The sequence below is a fragment of the Haloprofundus salilacus genome (genome assembly GCF_020150815.1).
GTDB lineage: Archaea > Halobacteriota > Halobacteria > Halobacteriales > Haloferacaceae > Haloprofundus > Haloprofundus salilacus.
In genome coordinates, this window is sequence record NZ_CP083723.1 from 2016549 (window position 1) to 2034585 (window position 18037).

Here is an 18037-nt window from a genome sequence, read left to right on the forward strand (position 1 = left end):
TCACCTCCGAGCGTACTCCGGCGCCGAATGCGAGATGAACGCACCGTTCCGTTCGACGCTGTCGAGTACCGTCGCTTCTTTCGACGCGGTGGATTACCGTTGTTCCCTCGTGATAGATTATCAGTTGCGTAAGTCTCACTTTTTCGGATGTATTTGTTGAACTTCGCAAAATACGTAGCGACATCTATACACGAATGTACGCTCACTCTGAATTGGATTTATACTATGTCGTACTGTCGGAACCCATAGAGATGGAAAAAAACGACTTCTCGGCCGATTCGACCGGACGCACAGTTGGACGCCGCACCGCGCTCAAGACGCTCGGAGCGGCCGCCGGACTCTCCGTCGGACTCCCCTTCGTCGGCAGTTCCGACGCCTCCGCGCAGCAGGAGCGCGTGGTGGTCGAAGAGTTCGAGTACGGAACGCAGCAACTCGGGAACCGATACCAGTTCCTGGACGGGCAGCAAGGCGTTTCGACGGCACAGAGCGTCTCGAAATCGGGGTCGCAGTCTCTGCGGATAAACGGCGTGGACTCCGGCGTGTACGCGTCGTCGCTGCCGGAGGCGCCGACGCGGGGCGACACGTTCTCGTACTGGGTTCGCGCGACGGGCGGTGCGGACACCCTCAACTTCGGGTACGCCGTCGACGACCCGAACAACCAGTACTACGTCAAACTGCAACTCCCCCAGAACAGCGCCTTCCTCTACAAGGAAGTCAACGGAGCGAAGTCGGTAGTCGCGCAGTCGAATATGGGGTTCACGCTCGGCCAGAACAACTGGTATCGGGTGCTGGTCCAGTGGCAGGAGTCGGGGAGGCACACCGTCATCGTTGTCGACGGCGCCGGAACGCCGATCACCCGATTCTCGGGGATGGACTCGCAGTACGACAGCGGCGGCGTCGGCTTCTACGCCTACCTCGCCTCCGGCGGGAGCGCGTTCTACGACTCGCTCGCGAAAGCCTCGTCGAGCGGATCGGGTGGTTCGAACGGGTCGAGCGGGTCGAACGGGTCGAACAACTCCACCGCGGGGAGTCGATAGCGAGTCAACAACCGCTCGGGCGGGAAACAACTGATACGACGCCGACCCTACCGTACCTATGGCACCGCGACCCAACGACGACCTCACAGACAGCATCGTGTATATCGCGCGGACCGCGCTCGGCGACGCGCTCCGGAGCGTCATCTACTTCACGCCCGACGAGTTCGAGGTGCTGTATCTGCGCCCGGAGCTCTATGCCGGCGACAAGTCGCGCGCTCGTACAGTGAAGGAACCGCTGGTCGAGAACGAACGCCTCGGATTCACCTTGCACGAGACGTATAACAGACTGGCCGAGGAAGCCGCCCCTCAGCCGAATATCGGCGAGTACGAGTACACGATACGCGTCTTCTCGGAGGGAATTCTCTGCCGCGTGCTCGGCGGCGGCCACGGCGTCATCATCACCACCGACGAGTTGGACATCACCGAGTTCGAAGCGCAAGCGGTGAGCCTTCGCTCATTGCTCGCGGAGACGGAAGAGGAGTAAAAGCTACCGGAGGCGTGTACGCAGTGCGCCCGCCCGACTCACGGTTTTAACGGTGGCGTCCATTCGACCAACCATGCCAGAGCTAGGTGACGACGCGCCCGATTTCGAGCTGCAGAGCACCGCCGGCGAATCGATTTCGCTCTCGGAGACGCTCGACTCCGGCCCGACGGTCGTGCTCGTCAACCGCGGTCACTGGTGTAGCTTCTGCGCCGAACAGCTCCAGACGTTCAGCGAGGTTTCCTACGACCTCTAGTTCAACGAGGATGTCGACATCCTCCCAATAGTCGTCGACTCCATCGGACCGGTCACCGAGATGCGCGACCGCTACGACCTCGACGTGCAACTGCTGGCCGACCCCGACGGCGAGGCAGCCGAGAAGTACAGCGGCACCGAGCAGACGAGTCACGGACTGACCGGTATCGCGGCGGCGTACGTCGTCGACGAGGACGGTGTCGTCCAGTACGGACAGGTCGCAGACCACCCCGCCGACCGGACGTACGGCAACTGGATCCGCTACTTCATCCGCAACGACTACGAGGACCCGTTCGAGGGCTGACGACGAGAAACACTGACGCTCGCGGGCGGCGGGCGTTCACGAGTCGGTAGCACCCGCCCACCGAGACGGCCTGATGGGGGCCACGTCTTCTCCATTTTCCTCCGCGCCACGATACTACCAGCCGAAGCGCTCCGTCTCTCTGCGCCGAGTCCGACGCCGCGCCGTGTTCCGCTTGACGTACGCTTTTCGCGTTCGCCGTCCAGCGGAACATATGAAAACCGCTCTCTGTATCGGCGGAACGCGCTTCGTCGGCCGCCACACCGTCGAGGAGCTGCTCGCACACGACTACGACGTGACGACGTTCACCCGCGGCATCCACGACGACCCCTTCGCCGACCGCGCGGGCGTCTCGCACATCCCCGGCGACCGGACCGATCGCGACGCGTTGGAGTCGGCGGCGGCCGAAGTCGCTCCCAGCGTGGTCATCGACTTCTGCGCGTACCACCCCCGAGAGGTGAAGACCGCGACCGAGGTTTTCGTCGATGCTCGCTACGTGTACGTCTCCAGCGGCAGCGCCTACGCTCGTCCCGACGTGCCGATGCGCGAGAACGGGACGCCGATACACGACTGTACGCCCGAGCAGGCCACCGACGACTCCGCCGAGAGCTACGGCCCCAGAAAAGCCGAGGGAGACAGGGCGGTCGCCGTCGCCGCGGTCGAGGGCGTCGAGGCGATGGCGGTCCGCCCGATGCTCGTCTACGGCCCACACGACTACACCGAACGCTTCGCATACTGGGTCGGCCGCGTCGCCGAGTACGACCGCGTCCTCGTTCCCGGAGACGGGGGCAGTCTCCTCCACCGTTCGTACGTCGAGGACGTGGCGCGCGCCCTCAGAATTGTCGCCGAGGAGGGCGAACCCGGCGAGGCGTACAACGTCGCCGACAGAAACGCGTTCTCGCTTTCCGAGTCGCTTGAGTTGGTCGCCGACGCGCTCGACACAGAGGTCGATGTCGTCGGCGCGAGCGAGCGCGAGTTGGCCGCTGTGGGCCTCGAACCGGCGGATTTCCCGCTGTACACGCCGCGACCGATGCTCGTGTCGACCGAGAAACTCGCTTCACTGGGCTGGGAGTCGACGCCGAAAGCCGACGCCGTCGCCGCGACGGCGACTGCGCACGTCGAAAACGGCCGCGACGGGGCGGAGAATGGTCCAGCGAGGAAAGACGAGGAGAAGGTGTTGGAGGCTATGGAGGAAACGTCTGCGTAGTCAGGTCGATCGGCACGACTCCAGATACTGTTTGCGAGAGACGGTGTACCGGTGGAGGTCACGCACCTCGTCGCCCTTCGGAATCCAGTTGCGGAGGATGCCGTCGTACTGGCCGCCGTGTTCCTCGACGTAGCGTTCGATGGCTCGCTTCGACTTCTCGTTGCCATCTTGGTGTGCCGCACCGACGAGTTCGAGGTCCAGTCGCTCGAAAGCCAACTCGAACAGCGCCGCCGCGCGCTCGCCGGAGTAACCGCGGCCCCAGAACGGTTTCCGCAGCCAGATACCGAGTTCTGCCGAGCGGCGTTTCCAGCCGAGGTGGAGGTTCGTGACGCCTGCGAAGTCGTCGACGTCGGCTTCTCTCGAATAGACGACGTAGGTCGCTTGCTCTCTCTCGTCCCACTGGTATTCGACGTCGACCAGATAGTCGTGCGTCTCCTTGAACGTTCGGTGGGGGTCCCACATCGTATACCGACTTAGTTCGTCTACGTTTGAGGCGTTGCGGCCCACGTGTCGATAGAGTTCTCTCGCGGAGAGATTATCGCGGCAGAGTTGAACGAGTCGGAGGTGGTCGGTCTCGATTTCGCTCGGGAACATACGGTTCGGTTAGCAGCTTGATAGATGAGCGTTGTCGTGGCGTGTGAACGGCTCACGTTCCGAATCGAATGACGGCCAATCGAACCGACACTCGTACACTTTTCATCCCGCCGCACCGAGCGAGAAGCGACATGAGCGACTCAGCACTCGTCGTCGGCGGGACGCGCTTCATCGGCCGCCACGTCGTCGACGACCTCCTCGAAAACGGCTACGAGGTCACCATCTTCAACCGCGGCAACCACGAGAACCCCTTCGCCGACGACGACCGGGTCAGTCGAGTCGAGGGCGACCGGACGAACCGAGCGGACCTCGAACGCGCCCGCGACGAAGCGGAGCCGAACATCGTCGTCGACTGCGTCGCGTACAAACCCGCCGAGGTCGAGGAGGCGGTCGACGTGTTCGCCGACGTCGACGGCTACGTCTACATCTCCAGCGGTGGCGCCTACGGATCGGAGGAGATACCGAAGCGCGAGGGCGTCACCGAACTCTGCGACTGCACGCCCGAGCAAGCCACCGACGACTCCGCCGAGAGCTACGGTCCGCGAAAGGCCGAGGGGGACCGCGTCATCTTCGAGGCCGCCGAGCGCGGAGTCAACGCAACCTCCGTCCGCCCGTGTATCGTCTACGGGCCGCACGACTACACCGAGCGACTCGACTACTGGCTGGACCGCGTCGACAACTACGACCGCGTGCTGGTGCCGGGCGACGGCACCAACATCTGGCACCGCGCCTACGTCGAGGACGTGGCCAGTGCCCTCAGAATCGTCGCCGAATCGGGCGAACCGGGCGAGGCGTACAACGTCGGCGACCAGCGGCTCGTCACGCTCGCAGAGATGGTGGAGGTCATCGCCGACACCGCGGACACGGAGATAGAAGTCGTCCACGCGGGCGAGCGCGAACTCGCCGCCGCGGAGCTCGAACCGACGGATTTCGTCCTCTACCGACCATACCCGCACGTCCTCGACACGAACAAGCTGAGCGGGTTGGGCTGGGAGTCGACGTCCGTCGACGAGGCGATGCGCCGCACGGTCGAGGAACACCGCGAGAGCGACCGCGACGGCTCCGAACACGACCCCGGCCGCGAGGCCGAAGAGCGGGTGCTGGGCGTATTGGATACGATATAAAAACGAACCGTTCGACCGCTCCGTTTCGTTTTCTGCCCGACTCAGAACCCGAACCGCTCGTGGTTCATCTCGGGTACTTCCTCTTCGAGCCACTCGCGGAACCACTTGACGCGCTTCAGGCGGCGGTGGGCGACGCTCTCTGCAGTGTCGCTCTCGATGCGACGGGAGGCGTCGACGCCGCGCTGGAGCACGCGTTCGACCATCTCGGCGGCGTCCATGTGTGTGCGGGCCTCGTAGCCCATCCGGAGCAGCATGAGCGCCGTGCCGTTCGCGCCGACTTTGTCGAGGATGTCGGCCTCGATGAGACACTGCGTCTCCAGCGACACGTCCGAGAGCGGACCCTGATACGAGTGGTCTTCGATGGCGTGGCTGACTTCGTCGACGAACGACTGCGGGAAGTCGCCGTGCGAGGTGAGATACTCGCGGGCGACGCGCGCGCCTTCTTCGGCGTGGACGTCCTGGTCGGCGTCGAGTTTCGCGATGTCGTGAAACAGCGCCGCGACGGCGACGACGTCGACGTCGGCGTTCTCGCGCTCGGCGATGTGGGTCGCGAGCGCGACCACGTTGATGATGTGGTTGAACCGGTAGTCGGCGCTGTGCCACGGGTACCACCGCATCCGTCCGCCGTCGTCCTCGTTCTCCACGCTGGCGGCGAGATAGTCGTAGACGAACCGCTTCATCTCCTCGAACTGTTCCTCCGTGACTTCCGTCTCTTTTATCTCGACCCCCACGGAGTCCACCTCCGATGGGAAGGGCTTTCAGTCATTGTTGCCCAAAGAGAGGGTCGTTTCGCTCTTAGGCGTTACGACAGGGCCGACGGCTCCGAAACTCCGGCGTCGACGACCGCCGTCGCGGCCGACGGGTCGCTCTCGACCGGAGCCCCGCGTGCGAATCCGCCGCAAAGCGAACCCGTAAGTGGACTCGACGGTTCCGAACGCGTATGACCGAGTTGCTCTACCTCGACGACACCGACGTCCGCGAGTTCGAGGCGACGGTCGAACGCGTCCTCGACGACAGAGCCGTCCTCGACCGCACCGCGTTCTATCCGACCGGCGGCGGGCAGCCGAACGACACCGGAACGCTCCGTCTCGCCGGCGTCGATGCGGGTAACGACGCGCAGGACGACGCGGGCGCGGCGTCCGAAACGTGGACCGTCACCGACGTCTCGAAGAAGGATACGGTGTACCACACGCTATCGGGGACGCCGCCCGAAGAAGGCGCGACGGTCACCGGCCGACTCGACTGGGAGCGTCGGTACTCGCACATGCGATACCACACCGCCCAACATCTCCTCTCGGCGCTGCTCCTCTCGGAGTACGACGCCGAGACGACGGGGAACCAACTGTACGCCAACCGCGCGTATCTCGACTGCGCGTACGAACGATTCGACGAGACGGATCTCGCCGACATCGAAACGAGGATGAACGACCTCGTCGACGACGCGATGGACGTTCGGTGGTACGTGATGGACCGCGAGGAGGCCGAAGCGTCGCTCGACCCCGAGCGGACCCGTCTCAGTTTACTCCCGGACTCCATCACCGAGATTCGGTTGGTCGAAATCGGTCCCGAGGACGACCCGTACGACCGGACCGCCTGCGCGGGCACCCACGTCGATAACACGGACGAACTCGGCACCGTCGAGATGACGGGCCGAGAGACGAAAGGCGGCGAGAAAGAGCGCGTGAAGTTCCGACTCGTCTAGCGCTCCCTTCGGGAGGTATCCGAGGTCGACTCCGGAACGCAGATCCACGCGCCGGGTCGTACCCGGATTCGGTAGTCGAGCGACCGCAGTAGCGACGCGATCTCGTCGGTTCGATCCTCGCCGCCCTCGACGTGCGGTTCGAAATAGACCGTCGGACGCGCCGAGACGAACGTCTCTCGCGCGCCCCGAAGCACCTCCAACCCGTAGCCCTCCACGTCGATTTTGACGTGGTCGGGCGGCGGGAGTTCGCCCCCGCCGTTTTCGCTGTCGTCGCCGACGCCTTCGACGACGTCGTCGAGGGCGACCACCGACACGTCGATCCCGTCGCGGACGCTCGCCTCCCACGCCCCGGCGTTTCGAGGGTCGAACGACCCGAGTTCGTCGTACGAGGAGCGGTGGAACCGGCGGGTCTCGGTCGCTGCCCCGACGCCCTCCTCGCGGACAGCGATTCTGTCTCCGAACTCGTTTCGCTCGACGTTCGTCCGGAGTTGCGCGGCCACGTCGGGGTTCGGTTCGAAAGCGACGACCCGCGCAGCGGGTTCGGCGGCGGCGACCGCCAGCGAGTAGACGCCGGTGTTCGCGCCCACGTCGTAGAGGACATCTCCGGGTTCGCAGGCGCGGAGGAGCCGTCCGAGCAACACGTCGCCGACGTGTTTGTCGGTGAGTTCGTAGCTGCGAAAGCTCGCCGGCCCGGCGTGCTTCCGGGACGCGTACAGTTCGTGGCGGTGATTGAACCGGGAGACAAAGTAGTACGCTGAGAAGAGCGCGTATCGGAGGGCGTAGAACGGATGGCGGAGAAAGTACCGAACGTCGCTTCTCATACTGTCTCTGTCTTGCGGTCGACACTTTGGCTTTCCGGCGTGACGCGCATCCGTACTTCCGCACGGACGAGACGGTCGCTGTCTGCGTATTTTTCATTAAATAGTGCGGTTCGGATATCAAGGCCAACGCTTTAGCACATACTCCCAGTTACTTGACATGCCGACGGTGTAGTGTGCCGACCCGCCGCCGCGGACCGACGATCGGTGGTCGAGACCGAACGCGACGACGACCGACCAAGCGGATCGCAGACTCCGACACTATGACAAACAACCAGAACACTTCCGACACGGAGCAGAGTGACTCGACGCGTCGAACCGTCCTCAAAGCCAGCGCGCTCTCGGCGGGCGGACTCGCGCTGGGTCTCGGGGGGACCAATACCGCCGCCGCCCAGCAGGGCGGCGGTCAGCAACAGCAGTACGACGCGCGGATGTTCGTTCAGAACTATCGCCCGGGGGCGCGGCTGCAGATAGTCTCCAATCCGATCAATTACACCCCACAGAATCTCGGCTTCACCCCTTTCAACAACTTCAACACCCGGATAGGGATGTACCATAATACGAACGAGCGTGTGCTCGTCTTCACGCCGCAGGATGCGCAGATTCAGTCGGGACAGAGCTTCACGCTTCAGCCGGACTTTTCACTCTTTCAGGACAACGACCAGGGTGTCATCTCGGTTACGCTCGCATCGACCGGCGGTGGCGGTCAGGGCGGCAACCAGAGCGGTGGCGGTCAAGGCGGTGGCTAAAACGACGATAGCAGTAACATCGGGGACTGAAGGGTCTACACCGACCACTCACCAATAGCGTTCTTAGCAAGCGTTATTGTCGCATATTTTCAATCGGTGGTATGAGCCAAAACGGCGTGACGTTCGGGTTCGTCTGTGTCCAGAACGCCGGACGAAGTCAGATGTCCGCTGCCTTCGCGGAGCGAGAACGCGAGCGACGCGGCCTCGAAGACCGCGTCGAGATTCTCACGGGCGGGACGATGCCCGCCGACGAGGTTCACCCCGAAGTCGTCGAAGCGATGCGTGAACTGGATATCGACCTGTCGGACCGCGCGCCGCGGGAGGTCAGCGACGAACAACTCAACGCGTGCGACGTCGTCGCGACGATGGGCTGTTCGGCGCTCGAACTCGACGCCGACATCGAAGTTCGAGACTGGGACCTAGACGACCCCCATGGGCAGGAAATCGAACGCGTCCGCGATATTCGCGACGAAATCGAGCGGCGAGTTGTCTCTCTTTTCGACGAACGCTTCACCGATCAGTAGCTGGTGAGTCGCCGCTCTATGCATCCACCGACCGGGTGAAGAGCGCGAACGTCTACGACTCACCGAGGACCGATATCGACGGAGCGGTCGGAAGGAGCCACCCGGGAACCACTCTCGTCAGAACGACCATCCCCGTGAGTTCGACGAGCGTCTGGGTCACGACGACAGCCGGTGCGAGCGCGTATCCCGAGGGTAACGCAAGCGCCAACGGAAGGATGACGAGCGAGTTCCGTGTTACCGACGTGAACACGAGCGCTCGACTCTCGCCGATGTCCATCTCGAAGAGACCCGCCGCGAGCCGACCGAGTAGTGGCATCACGATCAGGAACGCAACGTACACCGGAACGACGGCCGCAATCTGTCCGATCGAGTCCTGCACGCGAGGAAGCTGGGATACGATTACAACGAACAGTGTCGCACCCATCATCGGAACCGGTAACCACCCCATAGCCCCCTCCCAGCGGTCGCCCGTTTCGGAGCGGTCGGCCCAGAACTCCGTGAGCCACGCGAGCGCCAGTGGAACCGCAATAATCGAGACGAACGCCTCGATGAACGGTCCAGCCTCGACGAACTCCGCCACTTGCTGTCCCACGAACAGCCACAGGTACGCCGGGAGCAACAGCAGTTGGACGAGCATCAGTACCGGCGTCGCGGCGGTGATCTGCTCGGAGTCTCCCCCTGCGAGCGCCGTGAACGTGATGACGTAGTCGATACACGGCGTCAGCAGTACCATGAACGCGCCGACGAGAATCACCGGCTCCTGCGGCAGGAACCGCGTGAGACCGAAGGCGACGGCGGGGACGACGAGGAAGTTCATCCCGAGGGCGGCCGCCATGAACCGTCTATTGGTGAACGCGTGGCGAAGTCTGGTGAACGGAATTTCGAGAAACGTCACGTACAACAGCACCGCCAAAACGGGGTTGATGAGCGGTTCGAGAAGCGAGCTCACGCTCGATTTTCCGAGACCAGCGACGATTGCAAGTGTGACCGCGACTCCGTAGAGGGCGATTTGATTCTGCTGGAGTCGGTCCTTCGTAACCATCTGTAAGTTGTTTCGAGAGTGAGGAATAAACCGCCATTGCTGTTGCCTGACGCGATCACCCCGCGTTTAGAACTCCGTCGACACTGTCGAGGTCGACACACACCGAAATCTCGCCATAGACGATAGCGCTCTCTCTGCCGATCAGTCCGTTGGTTGTTTCGAAAGCGTAAAGAAGAACGTCGAACCCTCCCCGGGGGTAGAATCAACCCAGATCTTACCGCCGTGATTCTCGACGATCTCCTGGCACAGCGAGAGACCAATCCCGGTTCCGGGATACTCGTCGTCGCGGTGAAGTCGCTTGAAGACCTCGAAAATCCGCTCGGTGCTATCCGGGTCGATACCAATGCCATTGTCGGCGACCGAGAACACCCAGTGATCGGTCCCTTCTTCGGCGGTGATTTCGATATACGGGGGATCGGAGTCGTTGTACTTGATGGCGTTCGAGATGAGATTGTTGAACAACTGATCGAGTTGCTTCCGATCCCCCATCACCGTCGGGAGTGAGTGGCTCACGATCTCTGCGCCGTTTTCTTCGATCCGCATCTGAAGATCGGTCGTGACTCGTTCGATAACCGCGTCTCCCTCGACTGACTCGAACGCCCCGTCGGCCTGTTCGATCCGTGAAAACGCGAGGAGATCGTCGACCATCAACCGCATGCGATCGGCCCCGCCAACCGCGAAGTCGATGTAGTCTTTCGCATCCTCATCGAGTTCGTCTCCGTATCTGTTATCGAGCAGCTGCAGGTAGCTGGAGATCATCCGCAACGGCTCCTGAAGGTCGTGGGAGGCAGCGTACGCGAACTGTTGGAGCCGGTTGTTCGACTGTTGAAGCTGGCAGATCGTCCTCTCGAGTTCCGCTTCGCGCTCGACTTGATCGGTGATATCGCGCGTGAGCGCAACGTGAGCGTTCGTACCGTCGGTACGACGAAGCGGCGCCGCGTGCGTTTCCATGTGGCGACGTGTACCATCCAGCCCGATGATGTCGAACTCCAAGGTCCCGTGCTCGCCCCGACAGATTTCCTCGTTGAACTCGCGGAACTTCTCACGGTGTTCGGGGGCAATCAGATTGTAGACGCACTTTCCGGTTACGTCCGATTCCGAGTCGGCTTCTACCATCTCCAGTCCGGCAGGATTCATCTGGAGAAGGGTACCATCGGGAGCGACGGTCTTGATGCATTCGGGCGTGGTTTCGACGAGCGCACTCAGATGCTCAGTGCGCTCGCGTAACTCCTGCTCTCGCAGTCGGCGTTCGAGTTCGTACTTCACCCACTGACCCATCGACTCGATGAACGCGTGTTCGTCGTCCGAGAATCCGTGCTCTCTCGGTTCGGAAGTGACGAAGAAGAACGTTCGATCGGCATCGCCGGAAACCTCGACGTAGGTCCCGAGATACGCCCGAATACCGAACTCCTGATAGACGGTGATATCGTCGTACCCTTCCTCGTGAGGATCCGAAACGCTCCCGGCGGCCTTGATTTCGGTGGCAGCGGTACAGTAGGTTTGCGACAACGGAAGTTCAACGCCGGGCTCAAAGTGTTCGTGTTTGCCGCTGAGGTATTCGACTTCGAACCAGTCGTCGTCCGTATCGACCCGAGCCAGGGCGCCGAGTTCGAGATCGAATCGATCACAGCCCAACTCAAACAAGGCCTGAAGTTTCTCCCCGAACGTCTGGTCCGAACTGGCGATAACCTCGTTTAGCTCGTGTGCGAGCCGCTGGCGCCCCTCTAGTTCCGCTTTCGCGTCGGTCTGTTCACGGAGCGTTCCCAACATTCGCTCGACCTCGCGAGCGGGCCGATCCGGACCGAGGAACTCTGACGGTGGCGAGTAGTAGGAGTTGTGGCTCACCCTGTTGCCGTGAATCAGGTGAGGGTGGGTGTTGATGACGTCGCGGATGACTTCCGGCGGGAACCGGTTCCGGTTGTACTGGCAAAGCGCCATCCCGTCCACGTCCCGAAATAGATGATTGGCTTTGCTCTCGCATCTCACGAGGTCGCCGACGGGAGCGTCGTCGTCGAGGATAAATGTCATCTCGCCGGTCACTCGGAGCGCTTCGTACTCTTCAGCGGCTTCGGTGATGGCGTCGTCGAGGAAGGCGAGCGTATCTTCCGGGTCGAAGGATCCGTTTCGGAGATAGGCCTCCTGCTCGTCGTGAATCGACAACGCTCCTGATTCGAGGGCGCCGTCCACGTCGATACCCCGGGACTGCATCGCCTCTATGACAGTTTCTCGGGAGTTTTCGTTCGTGATGTACACGCATCGCTCGCCTCGCTCGAGCCCCTGGCGGATGTAGGGGACGACCGCCGTGAACTGTTCGTCTCGGCTCTCGTAGATGAGAGCGAGATGGTCGTTCGTCTGTTCGTGGTCGCCGAGGGTTTCGACCGGCCCGGTGAACGCGAGGCTCTGACGCAACGCTTCGAGGCCGTGCTTAGCACCCGACGCGTCGCTTTGAGTACCCTCTTTGACCGGTTGACTCATTGAGCGAATTATTTGCGCAGTACGGTTAAAAGTGGTGCTACTAACGTTACTCGGAGGGAGAAGTTACCATATCCTCCCTCGCTGGTCCGTCGAACACGTAGTGAGGGAGGATGAGCGTATTTCAGCACTCTCCCCACAGTAACGGTAGTACGCAAATACATCTACCAATACGAGTGAGAACATCGTTATATTTCGTCATCGATAGTTGCTACTATGGCTACAGACTCGAAACTAGAAACTCTCGATATACTACTTGTCGAGCCCAATCCGGGCGATACTCGGCTTTTCACCGAGAAATTAAAAGAAGGCAAACTCGCGAACACTCTCCACAGCGTCGAAGATGGTGACGCAGCCCTCGATTTTGTCTATCAACGGGGTGAGTACACTGATGTACCACGCCCAGATCTAATCCTACTCGAACTCCAACTCCCCGGAAAACCCGGTATGGAAGTGCTATCGGAGTTGAATAACGATCCGAAAGTCAGCGAGATTGCAGTCGCTGCCTTGACGAGTTCGGAACTCGGTGAGGATCTTGTAAGATCGCACGGTCTTGAAGCAGATCACTATCTGCAGAAACCGGTCGAACCCGACGAGTTCGTCGAGTTCGTTCGTTCGATAGAGGACTTCTGGCTCGCTTTCGTCCAGAATCCACACGAATAGAGATTCGCTATCTTGCTAAATGCAGGCTTTCTATCTTTTACGGCTGTTTTCAACCAAACCAGTCGTTATCGGAATAGAGATTGCAGCAAGGAGTAGCAACTTACACGCATCTCCGTGGAGTTCTGATGAGTTTTGAGGCGGGAAAAGATATTTTCAGTATCCGATTTGAATGCGAACCCGTGTTTTCTATCCTATCGGAACGCTTACAGTGTGCCACGGGAGCAATGCGAACGATAATTACCTGCCGTTGTAGTGGAGTATGTAATGGGATCTCTCTCCCGGGTTTCCCCGATTAATGCCGGGCATCGCGTAATCGTCGTTCTTGGAGGGATGTACATCGCAGTTGCTTTTGGCTGGACACTCACTCAGATGGTGGGAAGCACGTCAGTGGGTGAATTGATCGTGTTCAGCTTGATCGCCGGTCCAGGAGCGGTCCTCTTCTTTGTCGGGTATCGGTTACCGCAGTCGGAGATTCGCGAGGAGTTTTATCCGACTGTCGTACGGTGGTGTCTCGGTGGAATCGTGATGATGGTCGCTATTCTCACGTTTTACAGTCTTCAGCCTGGTGAGGTCGTCGACGATCCATCAGTCATCTTCATCCTGACGGGGCTTGCGAGCGTTGCCGGTCTCGTCGCGGGAACTCACAACGCTCAGGCGAAAACGCGAGCGCGTGAACTCGAGGAACTGGTCGAACAACTGCAGACGGTAAACGAACGCCTCGAAACGTCTAACGAGCGTCTCGAACAGTTCGCCTATGCGGCATCGCACGACCTTCAAGAACCCTTGCGAATGGTTTCGTCATACCTGCAACTCATCGAGTCGCGATACGGTGACGAGCTCGATAGCGATGGTCGAGAGTTTATCGAGTTCGCTCTCGATGGGGCGAATCGAATGCGTGAGATGGTGAAAGGGCTCCTCCAGTATTCGCGAGTCGAGACCCAAGCCGATCCGTTCGAACAGGTCGATCTCGATACAGTGCTCGAGGATGTGCTCGAAGATATCCGCGTCCAAATCGAGGAAAGCAACGCTGAAATCACGAAAGAGTCGCTTCCAACGGTGACTGGCGACGACAACCAGTTGCGCCAGGTCTTCCAGAACCTCTTGCAAAACGCGATCGAATACAGCGGCGACGGACCGCCTCGTGTGTCTATCACAGCTGATCGAGCCGATTCGAAGTGGGTCGTTACAGTCCGTGACGAGGGTATCGGGATCGAGCCAAAGTATAGCGAAAATATATTCGAGGTGTTTCAGCGCCTGCACAACTCCGGAGAGTATCCAGGGACCGGTATCGGTCTTGCGCTCTGTAAACGGATCGTTGAGCGCCACGACGGTGAAATCTGGGTCGAGTCTGCACGTGGTGAAGGTGCAACCTTCTCCTTTTCTCTTCCCGTAGCCAAGGAGACCCATGGAAGCCCGGCAGCCAGTGTATCACACCGGCAAAATACGTAACGAAAGTCACACTGGTACACGAGAGGAGGCTTCGTGATCGATCACCGAGCAGGAGCGCCACTCGAGATTCTACTCGTCGAAGATAACCCCGGAGACATTCGACTCACGCAAGAGGCTTTCAAACAGGGGAAAATCAACAACACCCTTCACGTCGTCATGGATGGTGAAGAAGCGCTTGATTTCGTTTATCAGCGAAAGCAGCACGAATCGGCGCCGCGCCCGGATATCGTTCTCTTGGATCTAAACTTACCCAAACTGAACGGTCAAGAGGTGCTCGCGACGATGAAAGAGGATTCGGATCTGAAAACGATTCCAGTAGTTGTCCTCACGAGTTCAGAAGCCGACGAGGACATTCTGAAGAGCTACGAACTCGGCACGAATTCGTATCTCACTAAACCGGTGAACCCGGACGAGTTCCTCTCACTGTCAGCTACGTTCGACGAGTATTGGTGTACTCTTGTACGTCTTCCCCAAAAGAAGTGAAACGCAGGTTGTCACGTTAAGCAGGTTTGGAAGTGGCACGAACAACCAGTTGTTTATCCGGTGTTTCCGCATATAGGTAGTGTCACGACAGCCTATTCGTAGTCAACGTGAGAAGATCAAGACAAGGCACAAATTCGCGATGGAGACGAAACTCGACTCTGACCGTAGTGAGAAGGGAACTAGAGGGCGGTGGCCGTGACCAGTGCCTCACGAACGGATTTTCAAGGAGAGAGCCCGTTCCGGGCCGCCATAGGTCGCGTCATCAAGTACGTACGTGGTACCGAGCGCCGCCGCGTAATCGTGGACGTCAGCATCCCGTTCCTGGTCTGGCTAGTAGTTGAGTTAATTGCGAATTTAGGATATCTGCCACTCGTCGTCGCCGCAGGGCTAGGCACGTACCTCTACACACGGAAACAGCCAAGGGAACGTTGGCAGCCAGCACCTACGGTACCGGACTGCTCGGGATTGGCGTCGGAGCGACCGCGGTTCGAATCCGCGTCGTGAATGTCAGTGCTCACTTCGTTCGTACAGAAAGTAGTTCCAGGCGGATTTTCGATTCGAAACAAGCTATCGCTCGGCGAACGAATCGAGCGCGTCGCGAACATGCGTCCTCATCGTCTCACCGCCAGTGTGTCCTGAGCTGTCAACGATAATCAATTCTGCATCGGACCACGCACGACCGAGTTCCCATGCAGTTTCGAGTGGCCCAGCGAGATCGAGCCGACCATGGACCATGACGCCTGGGATACCAGTCAAGCGGTCGGCGTCGCGTAACAGTTGCTCCTCATCGAGCCATGCTGCATGCGAAAAATAGTGCGAAACGATACGAACGAAAGACAATCTCCAATCCAGTGAGCTGCTGCTGAAGGGTCGTACATCTTCTTCCGTCTCGTGAGCGACGACCGCGTCTTCCCATGCACACCAATTATTCGCAGCTTGAATCCGCACCTCCGACTCAGGATGGTCCATGAGGCGCGCATAGGCGGCGACGATATCGTCATCGCTGTCAGCATCGGGAACGCCTGCTCGGAACTGCTCCCATGCTTCCGGCAGGAAGCGAGACAGTCCCTGATAAAGCCAGTTAATCTCGGACTGCCGGGTGGTCGTTACTGGCGAGATGACAATTTCGGAAACACGATCCGGATGTCGTTCAGCGTACGCTAAGAGCAACGTAGAACCCCACGATCCCCCGAAGAGCAACCAACTATCAATATCCAGATGCTGACGAATTTGTTCCATGTCGGCAAGCAAATGTTCGGTCGTATTGTACCTCATATCCGTAGCTGGATCGCTCGCAGGTGGTGTACTTCGTCCGCATCCTCGCTGATCAAAGAGAACTATCTTGTAACGGCCTGGATCGAAGTACTGACACGATTGAGGTCTCGATCCCGCTCCTGGGCCTCCATGAACGACGAGGGCAGGTTTTCCATCTGGATTACCGTGAACTTCCCAGTATACACGATTTTCGTCTCCCACATCTACCGCCCCTTGATCATACGGATCTTTCTGCGGATAGAACTCGGCCATTCTAACAGTCATCAGAGGAGCCAAGATATACTTGTCTCGTATCTACCCTCGTTGGTGCAATTGTGAACTACCCCACCCTACCGCTCGCCTTTTGGCTCACGCTTGAGGGTGGGGCTTCCTGTTTCCACGGAATCTGGCGAACGCGCTTTGCAGACACCGAGGTGTCCACAGCGAGCGCAGTCTCCACAGGCGTTAACGAGAGCAAAGCTCTCGTTCGCACATCAGAATCGCAAGGCGATTCTGAGGACGTTGATTCGGAGCGTCCCGCTCCTAACCGCTTTTTGATACCGCGAGAAAGAATGTTCCACGCCGCGTTCGCATCTCTATCCGCCTCAAACCCACACGCCGGATACGAGTGTTCGCGCACCCACAGCGGCTTGTCCGTCGAAACGCCGCAGGACGCACACTCTTTCGTCGTTCCGTGCGGATTCACGGCGACGAAGTGCGTTCCTTCACGTTCGCACTTGTATTCGAGCAACGAGAGGAACGTTCCCCACGCTGCACCTGCTCGGTTCCGCGAGTTGCCCGGTAGTTCGACCAAGCCCTTCGCATCCAAGTCCTCGACCGCCACGAAGTCGTATTCTCGGGCGTAGTAGTTCGAGAGCTTGTGGAGGAAGTCACGACGCTTGTTCTTCAGGTCGCCGTGGCGTTCAGCCACGACACGGCGCTGTTTCTCCCAGTTGGTCGACCCGTGTTGTTTCCGCGAGAGGTCGCGCTGTGCGCGTTCCAACCGCTCGCGCTCGTCGGACAGGTCGAGCGATTCGACCGCAGTTCCGTCGGTGTCGTGGGCGTACTTGAGTATGCCAACGTCGATTCCAACGCACTTCTCGGGATTCTCGGGTTTCGCGGGCGGGTCGTCCGGGGTTTCGACGCCGAGGATGGCGTACCACTTGCCGGTGGGTTCGCGTTTAACCGTGATGGTCTTGATTTCGGCGTCGTCGGGAATGTCGCGGTGGAAGGTGATGGGGATTTCTCCGAGTTTTGAGAACCATAGTCGCGTTCGACCGCTCGTGTTTTTGAGCTTGAAGCCGGATTGACTATAGGTGAAACTGCGGTACTCGTCCGGTGCCTTCCACTTGAGCGTCCCCACGCGGTAGCCGTTCTCTTTGCGCCCGCGAAGCGTCGAGAGGTTGTCGTACAGCCGTTGTATGACTTTCTGAAGAACCTTCGAGTGAACGCTTTTCAGGTCGTTCCACCACTTCTTGAGGCTTGGCAAGCGTTTCTGTTCGCTGTATGCCGATGTGTCGTCGGTGCGGTTGAGTCGGTGGAGGAAGTGGTTGTAGACCTGTCTACAGGTATCGACGGTCCACGCTAACTGTTCTTCGAGAGCGTCGGACGGTCGGAGTCGATACCTGTAGTTGTAGTTCATGGATTGGTGCTACTCGTCGGGTTCGGTGGTTCGGACGACTTTCACGTCCGCGCCACGCCAATCCTTCGGGACGAGAACATGAGCGCCGTTGCCGGTGGCTTTGACCGTCCCGTTGATGACTTCGTGGCCTTCGATTTCGTGTCTATCCATCATCTATGTTTACACTGTGTTTCAACATGAAGGTGGCGGTGGGCCTGTGGGCCGAGCGTCGAACGTGTTGAGAACCGTGCGGCGCTGTAT

17 protein-coding genes and 2 pseudogenes are annotated in these 18037 nt (G+C 59.8%); 11 read left to right on the forward strand and 8 right to left on the reverse strand.

Annotation, left to right across the window (positions count from 1 at the left end; genetic code table 11):
* Positions 1-251 precede the first annotated feature (251 nt).
* From LAQ58_RS10350 to LAQ58_RS10365, 4 genes and pseudogenes are all read left to right on the forward strand, one after another.
* Positions 252-1037 carry a hypothetical protein gene (locus LAQ58_RS10350; protein ID WP_224447391.1) on the forward strand — a complete coding sequence of 262 codons (786 nt, stop codon included), beginning with the start codon at positions 252-254 and terminating at the stop codon, positions 1035-1037.
* Between the two features lie 58 nt (positions 1038-1095).
* Positions 1096-1521 carry a DUF7522 family protein gene (locus tag LAQ58_RS10355; RefSeq protein WP_224447392.1) on the forward strand — a complete coding sequence of 142 codons (426 nt, stop codon included), beginning with the start codon at positions 1096-1098 and terminating at the stop codon, positions 1519-1521.
* A 73-nt stretch (positions 1522-1594) separates the two neighbouring features.
* Positions 1595-2077, forward strand: a pseudogene (locus tag LAQ58_RS10360) (peroxiredoxin family protein).
* A gap of 211 nt (positions 2078-2288) precedes the next feature.
* Positions 2289-3281, forward strand: coding sequence for an NAD-dependent epimerase/dehydratase family protein (locus tag LAQ58_RS10365; RefSeq protein WP_224447393.1), 993 nt, complete (start codon positions 2289-2291; stop codon positions 3279-3281).
* On the opposite strand, the gene LAQ58_RS10370 is transcribed toward LAQ58_RS10365, so the two are convergent.
* Complete coding sequence (locus LAQ58_RS10370) at positions 3282-3875, reverse strand: GNAT family N-acetyltransferase (protein ID WP_224447394.1); 594 nt, start codon at positions 3873-3875, stop codon at positions 3282-3284.
* A gap of 131 nt (positions 3876-4006) precedes the next feature.
* Between LAQ58_RS10370 and LAQ58_RS10375 the strand changes: the two genes are divergently transcribed.
* A complete protein-coding gene (locus LAQ58_RS10375; RefSeq protein WP_224447395.1) occupies positions 4007-4999 on the forward strand; it encodes an NAD-dependent epimerase/dehydratase family protein in 993 nt (330 codons plus the stop codon).
* Positions 5000-5040: 41 nt separating this feature from the next.
* Here the strand turns inward: LAQ58_RS10375 and LAQ58_RS10380 are convergent, their stop codons facing one another.
* Entirely contained in the window at positions 5041-5730 is a 690-nt protein-coding gene (locus tag LAQ58_RS10380) for an HD domain-containing protein (protein ID WP_224447396.1), read from the reverse strand.
* A 209-nt stretch (positions 5731-5939) separates the two neighbouring features.
* Between LAQ58_RS10380 and LAQ58_RS10385 the strand changes: the two genes are divergently transcribed.
* Entirely contained in the window at positions 5940-6701 is a 762-nt protein-coding gene (locus tag LAQ58_RS10385) for an alanyl-tRNA editing protein (protein ID WP_224447397.1), read from the forward strand.
* On the opposite strand, the gene LAQ58_RS10390 is transcribed toward LAQ58_RS10385, so the two are convergent.
* On the reverse strand, positions 6698-7522 hold the full coding sequence (locus LAQ58_RS10390) for an FkbM family methyltransferase (RefSeq protein ID WP_224447398.1): 825 nt from the start codon (positions 7520-7522) through the stop codon (positions 6698-6700). The two genes, LAQ58_RS10385 and LAQ58_RS10390, sit on opposite strands and share 4 nt — an antisense overlap.
* A 260-nt stretch (positions 7523-7782) precedes the next feature.
* Between LAQ58_RS10390 and LAQ58_RS10395 the strand changes: the two genes are divergently transcribed.
* Both LAQ58_RS10395 and LAQ58_RS10400 read left to right on the forward strand, forming a co-directional pair.
* Positions 7783-8268, forward strand: coding sequence for a hypothetical protein (locus tag LAQ58_RS10395; RefSeq protein WP_224447399.1), 486 nt, complete (start codon positions 7783-7785; stop codon positions 8266-8268).
* A gap of 101 nt (positions 8269-8369) precedes the next feature.
* A complete protein-coding gene (locus tag LAQ58_RS10400; protein WP_224447400.1) occupies positions 8370-8792 on the forward strand; it encodes an arsenate-mycothiol transferase ArsC in 423 nt (140 codons plus the stop codon).
* A gap of 52 nt (positions 8793-8844) precedes the next feature.
* Here LAQ58_RS10400 and LAQ58_RS10405 read toward each other — a convergent pair whose 3' ends face one another.
* A complete protein-coding gene (locus LAQ58_RS10405; RefSeq protein WP_224447401.1) occupies positions 8845-9834 on the reverse strand; it encodes an arsenic resistance protein in 990 nt (329 codons plus the stop codon).
* A gap of 141 nt (positions 9835-9975) precedes the next feature.
* Positions 9976-12309: an MEDS domain-containing protein gene (locus LAQ58_RS10410; RefSeq protein WP_224447402.1), complete on the reverse strand. Its 2334-nt coding sequence runs from the start codon at positions 12307-12309 to the stop codon at positions 9976-9978.
* A gap of 213 nt (positions 12310-12522) precedes the next feature.
* Between LAQ58_RS10410 and LAQ58_RS10415 the strand changes: the two genes are divergently transcribed.
* The 3 genes from LAQ58_RS10415 (at position 12523) to LAQ58_RS10425 (ending at position 14901) form a co-directional block, all read left to right on the forward strand.
* A complete protein-coding gene (locus tag LAQ58_RS10415) occupies positions 12523-12969 on the forward strand; it encodes a response regulator (protein WP_224447403.1) in 447 nt (148 codons plus the stop codon).
* A gap of 264 nt (positions 12970-13233) precedes the next feature.
* Positions 13234-14418, forward strand: a complete 1185-nt coding sequence (locus LAQ58_RS10420) for a sensor histidine kinase (RefSeq protein ID WP_224447404.1) — start codon at positions 13234-13236, stop codon at positions 14416-14418.
* A 33-nt stretch (positions 14419-14451) separates the two neighbouring features.
* Positions 14452-14901 (forward strand): response regulator, encoded by a 450-nt coding sequence (locus LAQ58_RS10425; RefSeq protein WP_224447405.1) that lies wholly within the window; start codon positions 14452-14454, stop codon positions 14899-14901.
* A 567-nt stretch (positions 14902-15468) separates the two neighbouring features.
* On the opposite strand, the gene pip is transcribed toward LAQ58_RS10425, so the two are convergent.
* From pip to LAQ58_RS10440, 3 genes and pseudogenes are all read right to left on the reverse strand, one after another.
* On the reverse strand, positions 15469-16428 hold the full coding sequence (gene pip / locus LAQ58_RS10430; protein ID WP_224447406.1) for a prolyl aminopeptidase: 960 nt from the start codon (positions 16426-16428) through the stop codon (positions 15469-15471).
* Between the two features lie 77 nt (positions 16429-16505).
* Positions 16506-17797: pseudogene (locus LAQ58_RS10435) on the reverse strand (RNA-guided endonuclease InsQ/TnpB family protein).
* 9 nt (positions 17798-17806) lie between these two features.
* On the reverse strand, positions 17807-17947 hold the full coding sequence (locus LAQ58_RS10440; RefSeq protein WP_224447408.1) for a DUF2080 family transposase-associated protein: 141 nt from the start codon (positions 17945-17947) through the stop codon (positions 17807-17809).
* Between the last annotated feature and the right edge of the window lie 90 nt (positions 17948-18037).

Excerpts from the sequence above, each read along its gene's own strand:
- LAQ58_RS10440 (WP_224447408.1), bottom strand. The coding sequence starts at position 17,947 with ATGGATAGACACGAAATCGAAGGCCACGAAGTCATCAACGGGACGGTC.
- LAQ58_RS10405 (WP_224447401.1), bottom strand. The coding sequence starts at position 9,834 with ATGGTTACGAAGGACCGACTCCAGCAGAATCAAATCGCCCTCTACGGA.
- pip (WP_224447406.1), bottom strand. The coding sequence starts at position 16,428 with ATGGCCGAGTTCTATCCGCAGAAAGATCCGTATGATCAAGGGGCGGTA.
- LAQ58_RS10400 (WP_224447400.1), top strand. The coding sequence starts at position 8,370 with ATGAGCCAAAACGGCGTGACGTTCGGGTTCGTCTGTGTCCAGAACGCC.
- LAQ58_RS10365 (WP_224447393.1), top strand. The coding sequence starts at position 2,289 with ATGAAAACCGCTCTCTGTATCGGCGGAACGCGCTTCGTCGGCCGCCAC.
- LAQ58_RS10375 (WP_224447395.1), top strand. The coding sequence starts at position 4,007 with ATGAGCGACTCAGCACTCGTCGTCGGCGGGACGCGCTTCATCGGCCGC.
- LAQ58_RS10385 (WP_224447397.1), top strand. The coding sequence starts at position 5,940 with ATGACCGAGTTGCTCTACCTCGACGACACCGACGTCCGCGAGTTCGAG.
- LAQ58_RS10355 (WP_224447392.1), top strand. The coding sequence starts at position 1,096 with ATGGCACCGCGACCCAACGACGACCTCACAGACAGCATCGTGTATATC.
- LAQ58_RS10415 (WP_224447403.1), top strand. The coding sequence starts at position 12,523 with ATGGCTACAGACTCGAAACTAGAAACTCTCGATATACTACTTGTCGAG.
- LAQ58_RS10390 (WP_224447398.1), bottom strand. The coding sequence starts at position 7,522 with ATGAGAAGCGACGTTCGGTACTTTCTCCGCCATCCGTTCTACGCCCTC.
- LAQ58_RS10420 (WP_224447404.1), top strand. The coding sequence starts at position 13,234 with ATGGGATCTCTCTCCCGGGTTTCCCCGATTAATGCCGGGCATCGCGTA.
- LAQ58_RS10410 (WP_224447402.1), bottom strand. The coding sequence starts at position 12,309 with ATGAGTCAACCGGTCAAAGAGGGTACTCAAAGCGACGCGTCGGGTGCT.
- LAQ58_RS10370 (WP_224447394.1), bottom strand. The coding sequence starts at position 3,875 with ATGTTCCCGAGCGAAATCGAGACCGACCACCTCCGACTCGTTCAACTC.
- LAQ58_RS10350 (WP_224447391.1), top strand. The coding sequence starts at position 252 with ATGGAAAAAAACGACTTCTCGGCCGATTCGACCGGACGCACAGTTGGA.
- LAQ58_RS10395 (WP_224447399.1), top strand. The coding sequence starts at position 7,783 with ATGACAAACAACCAGAACACTTCCGACACGGAGCAGAGTGACTCGACG.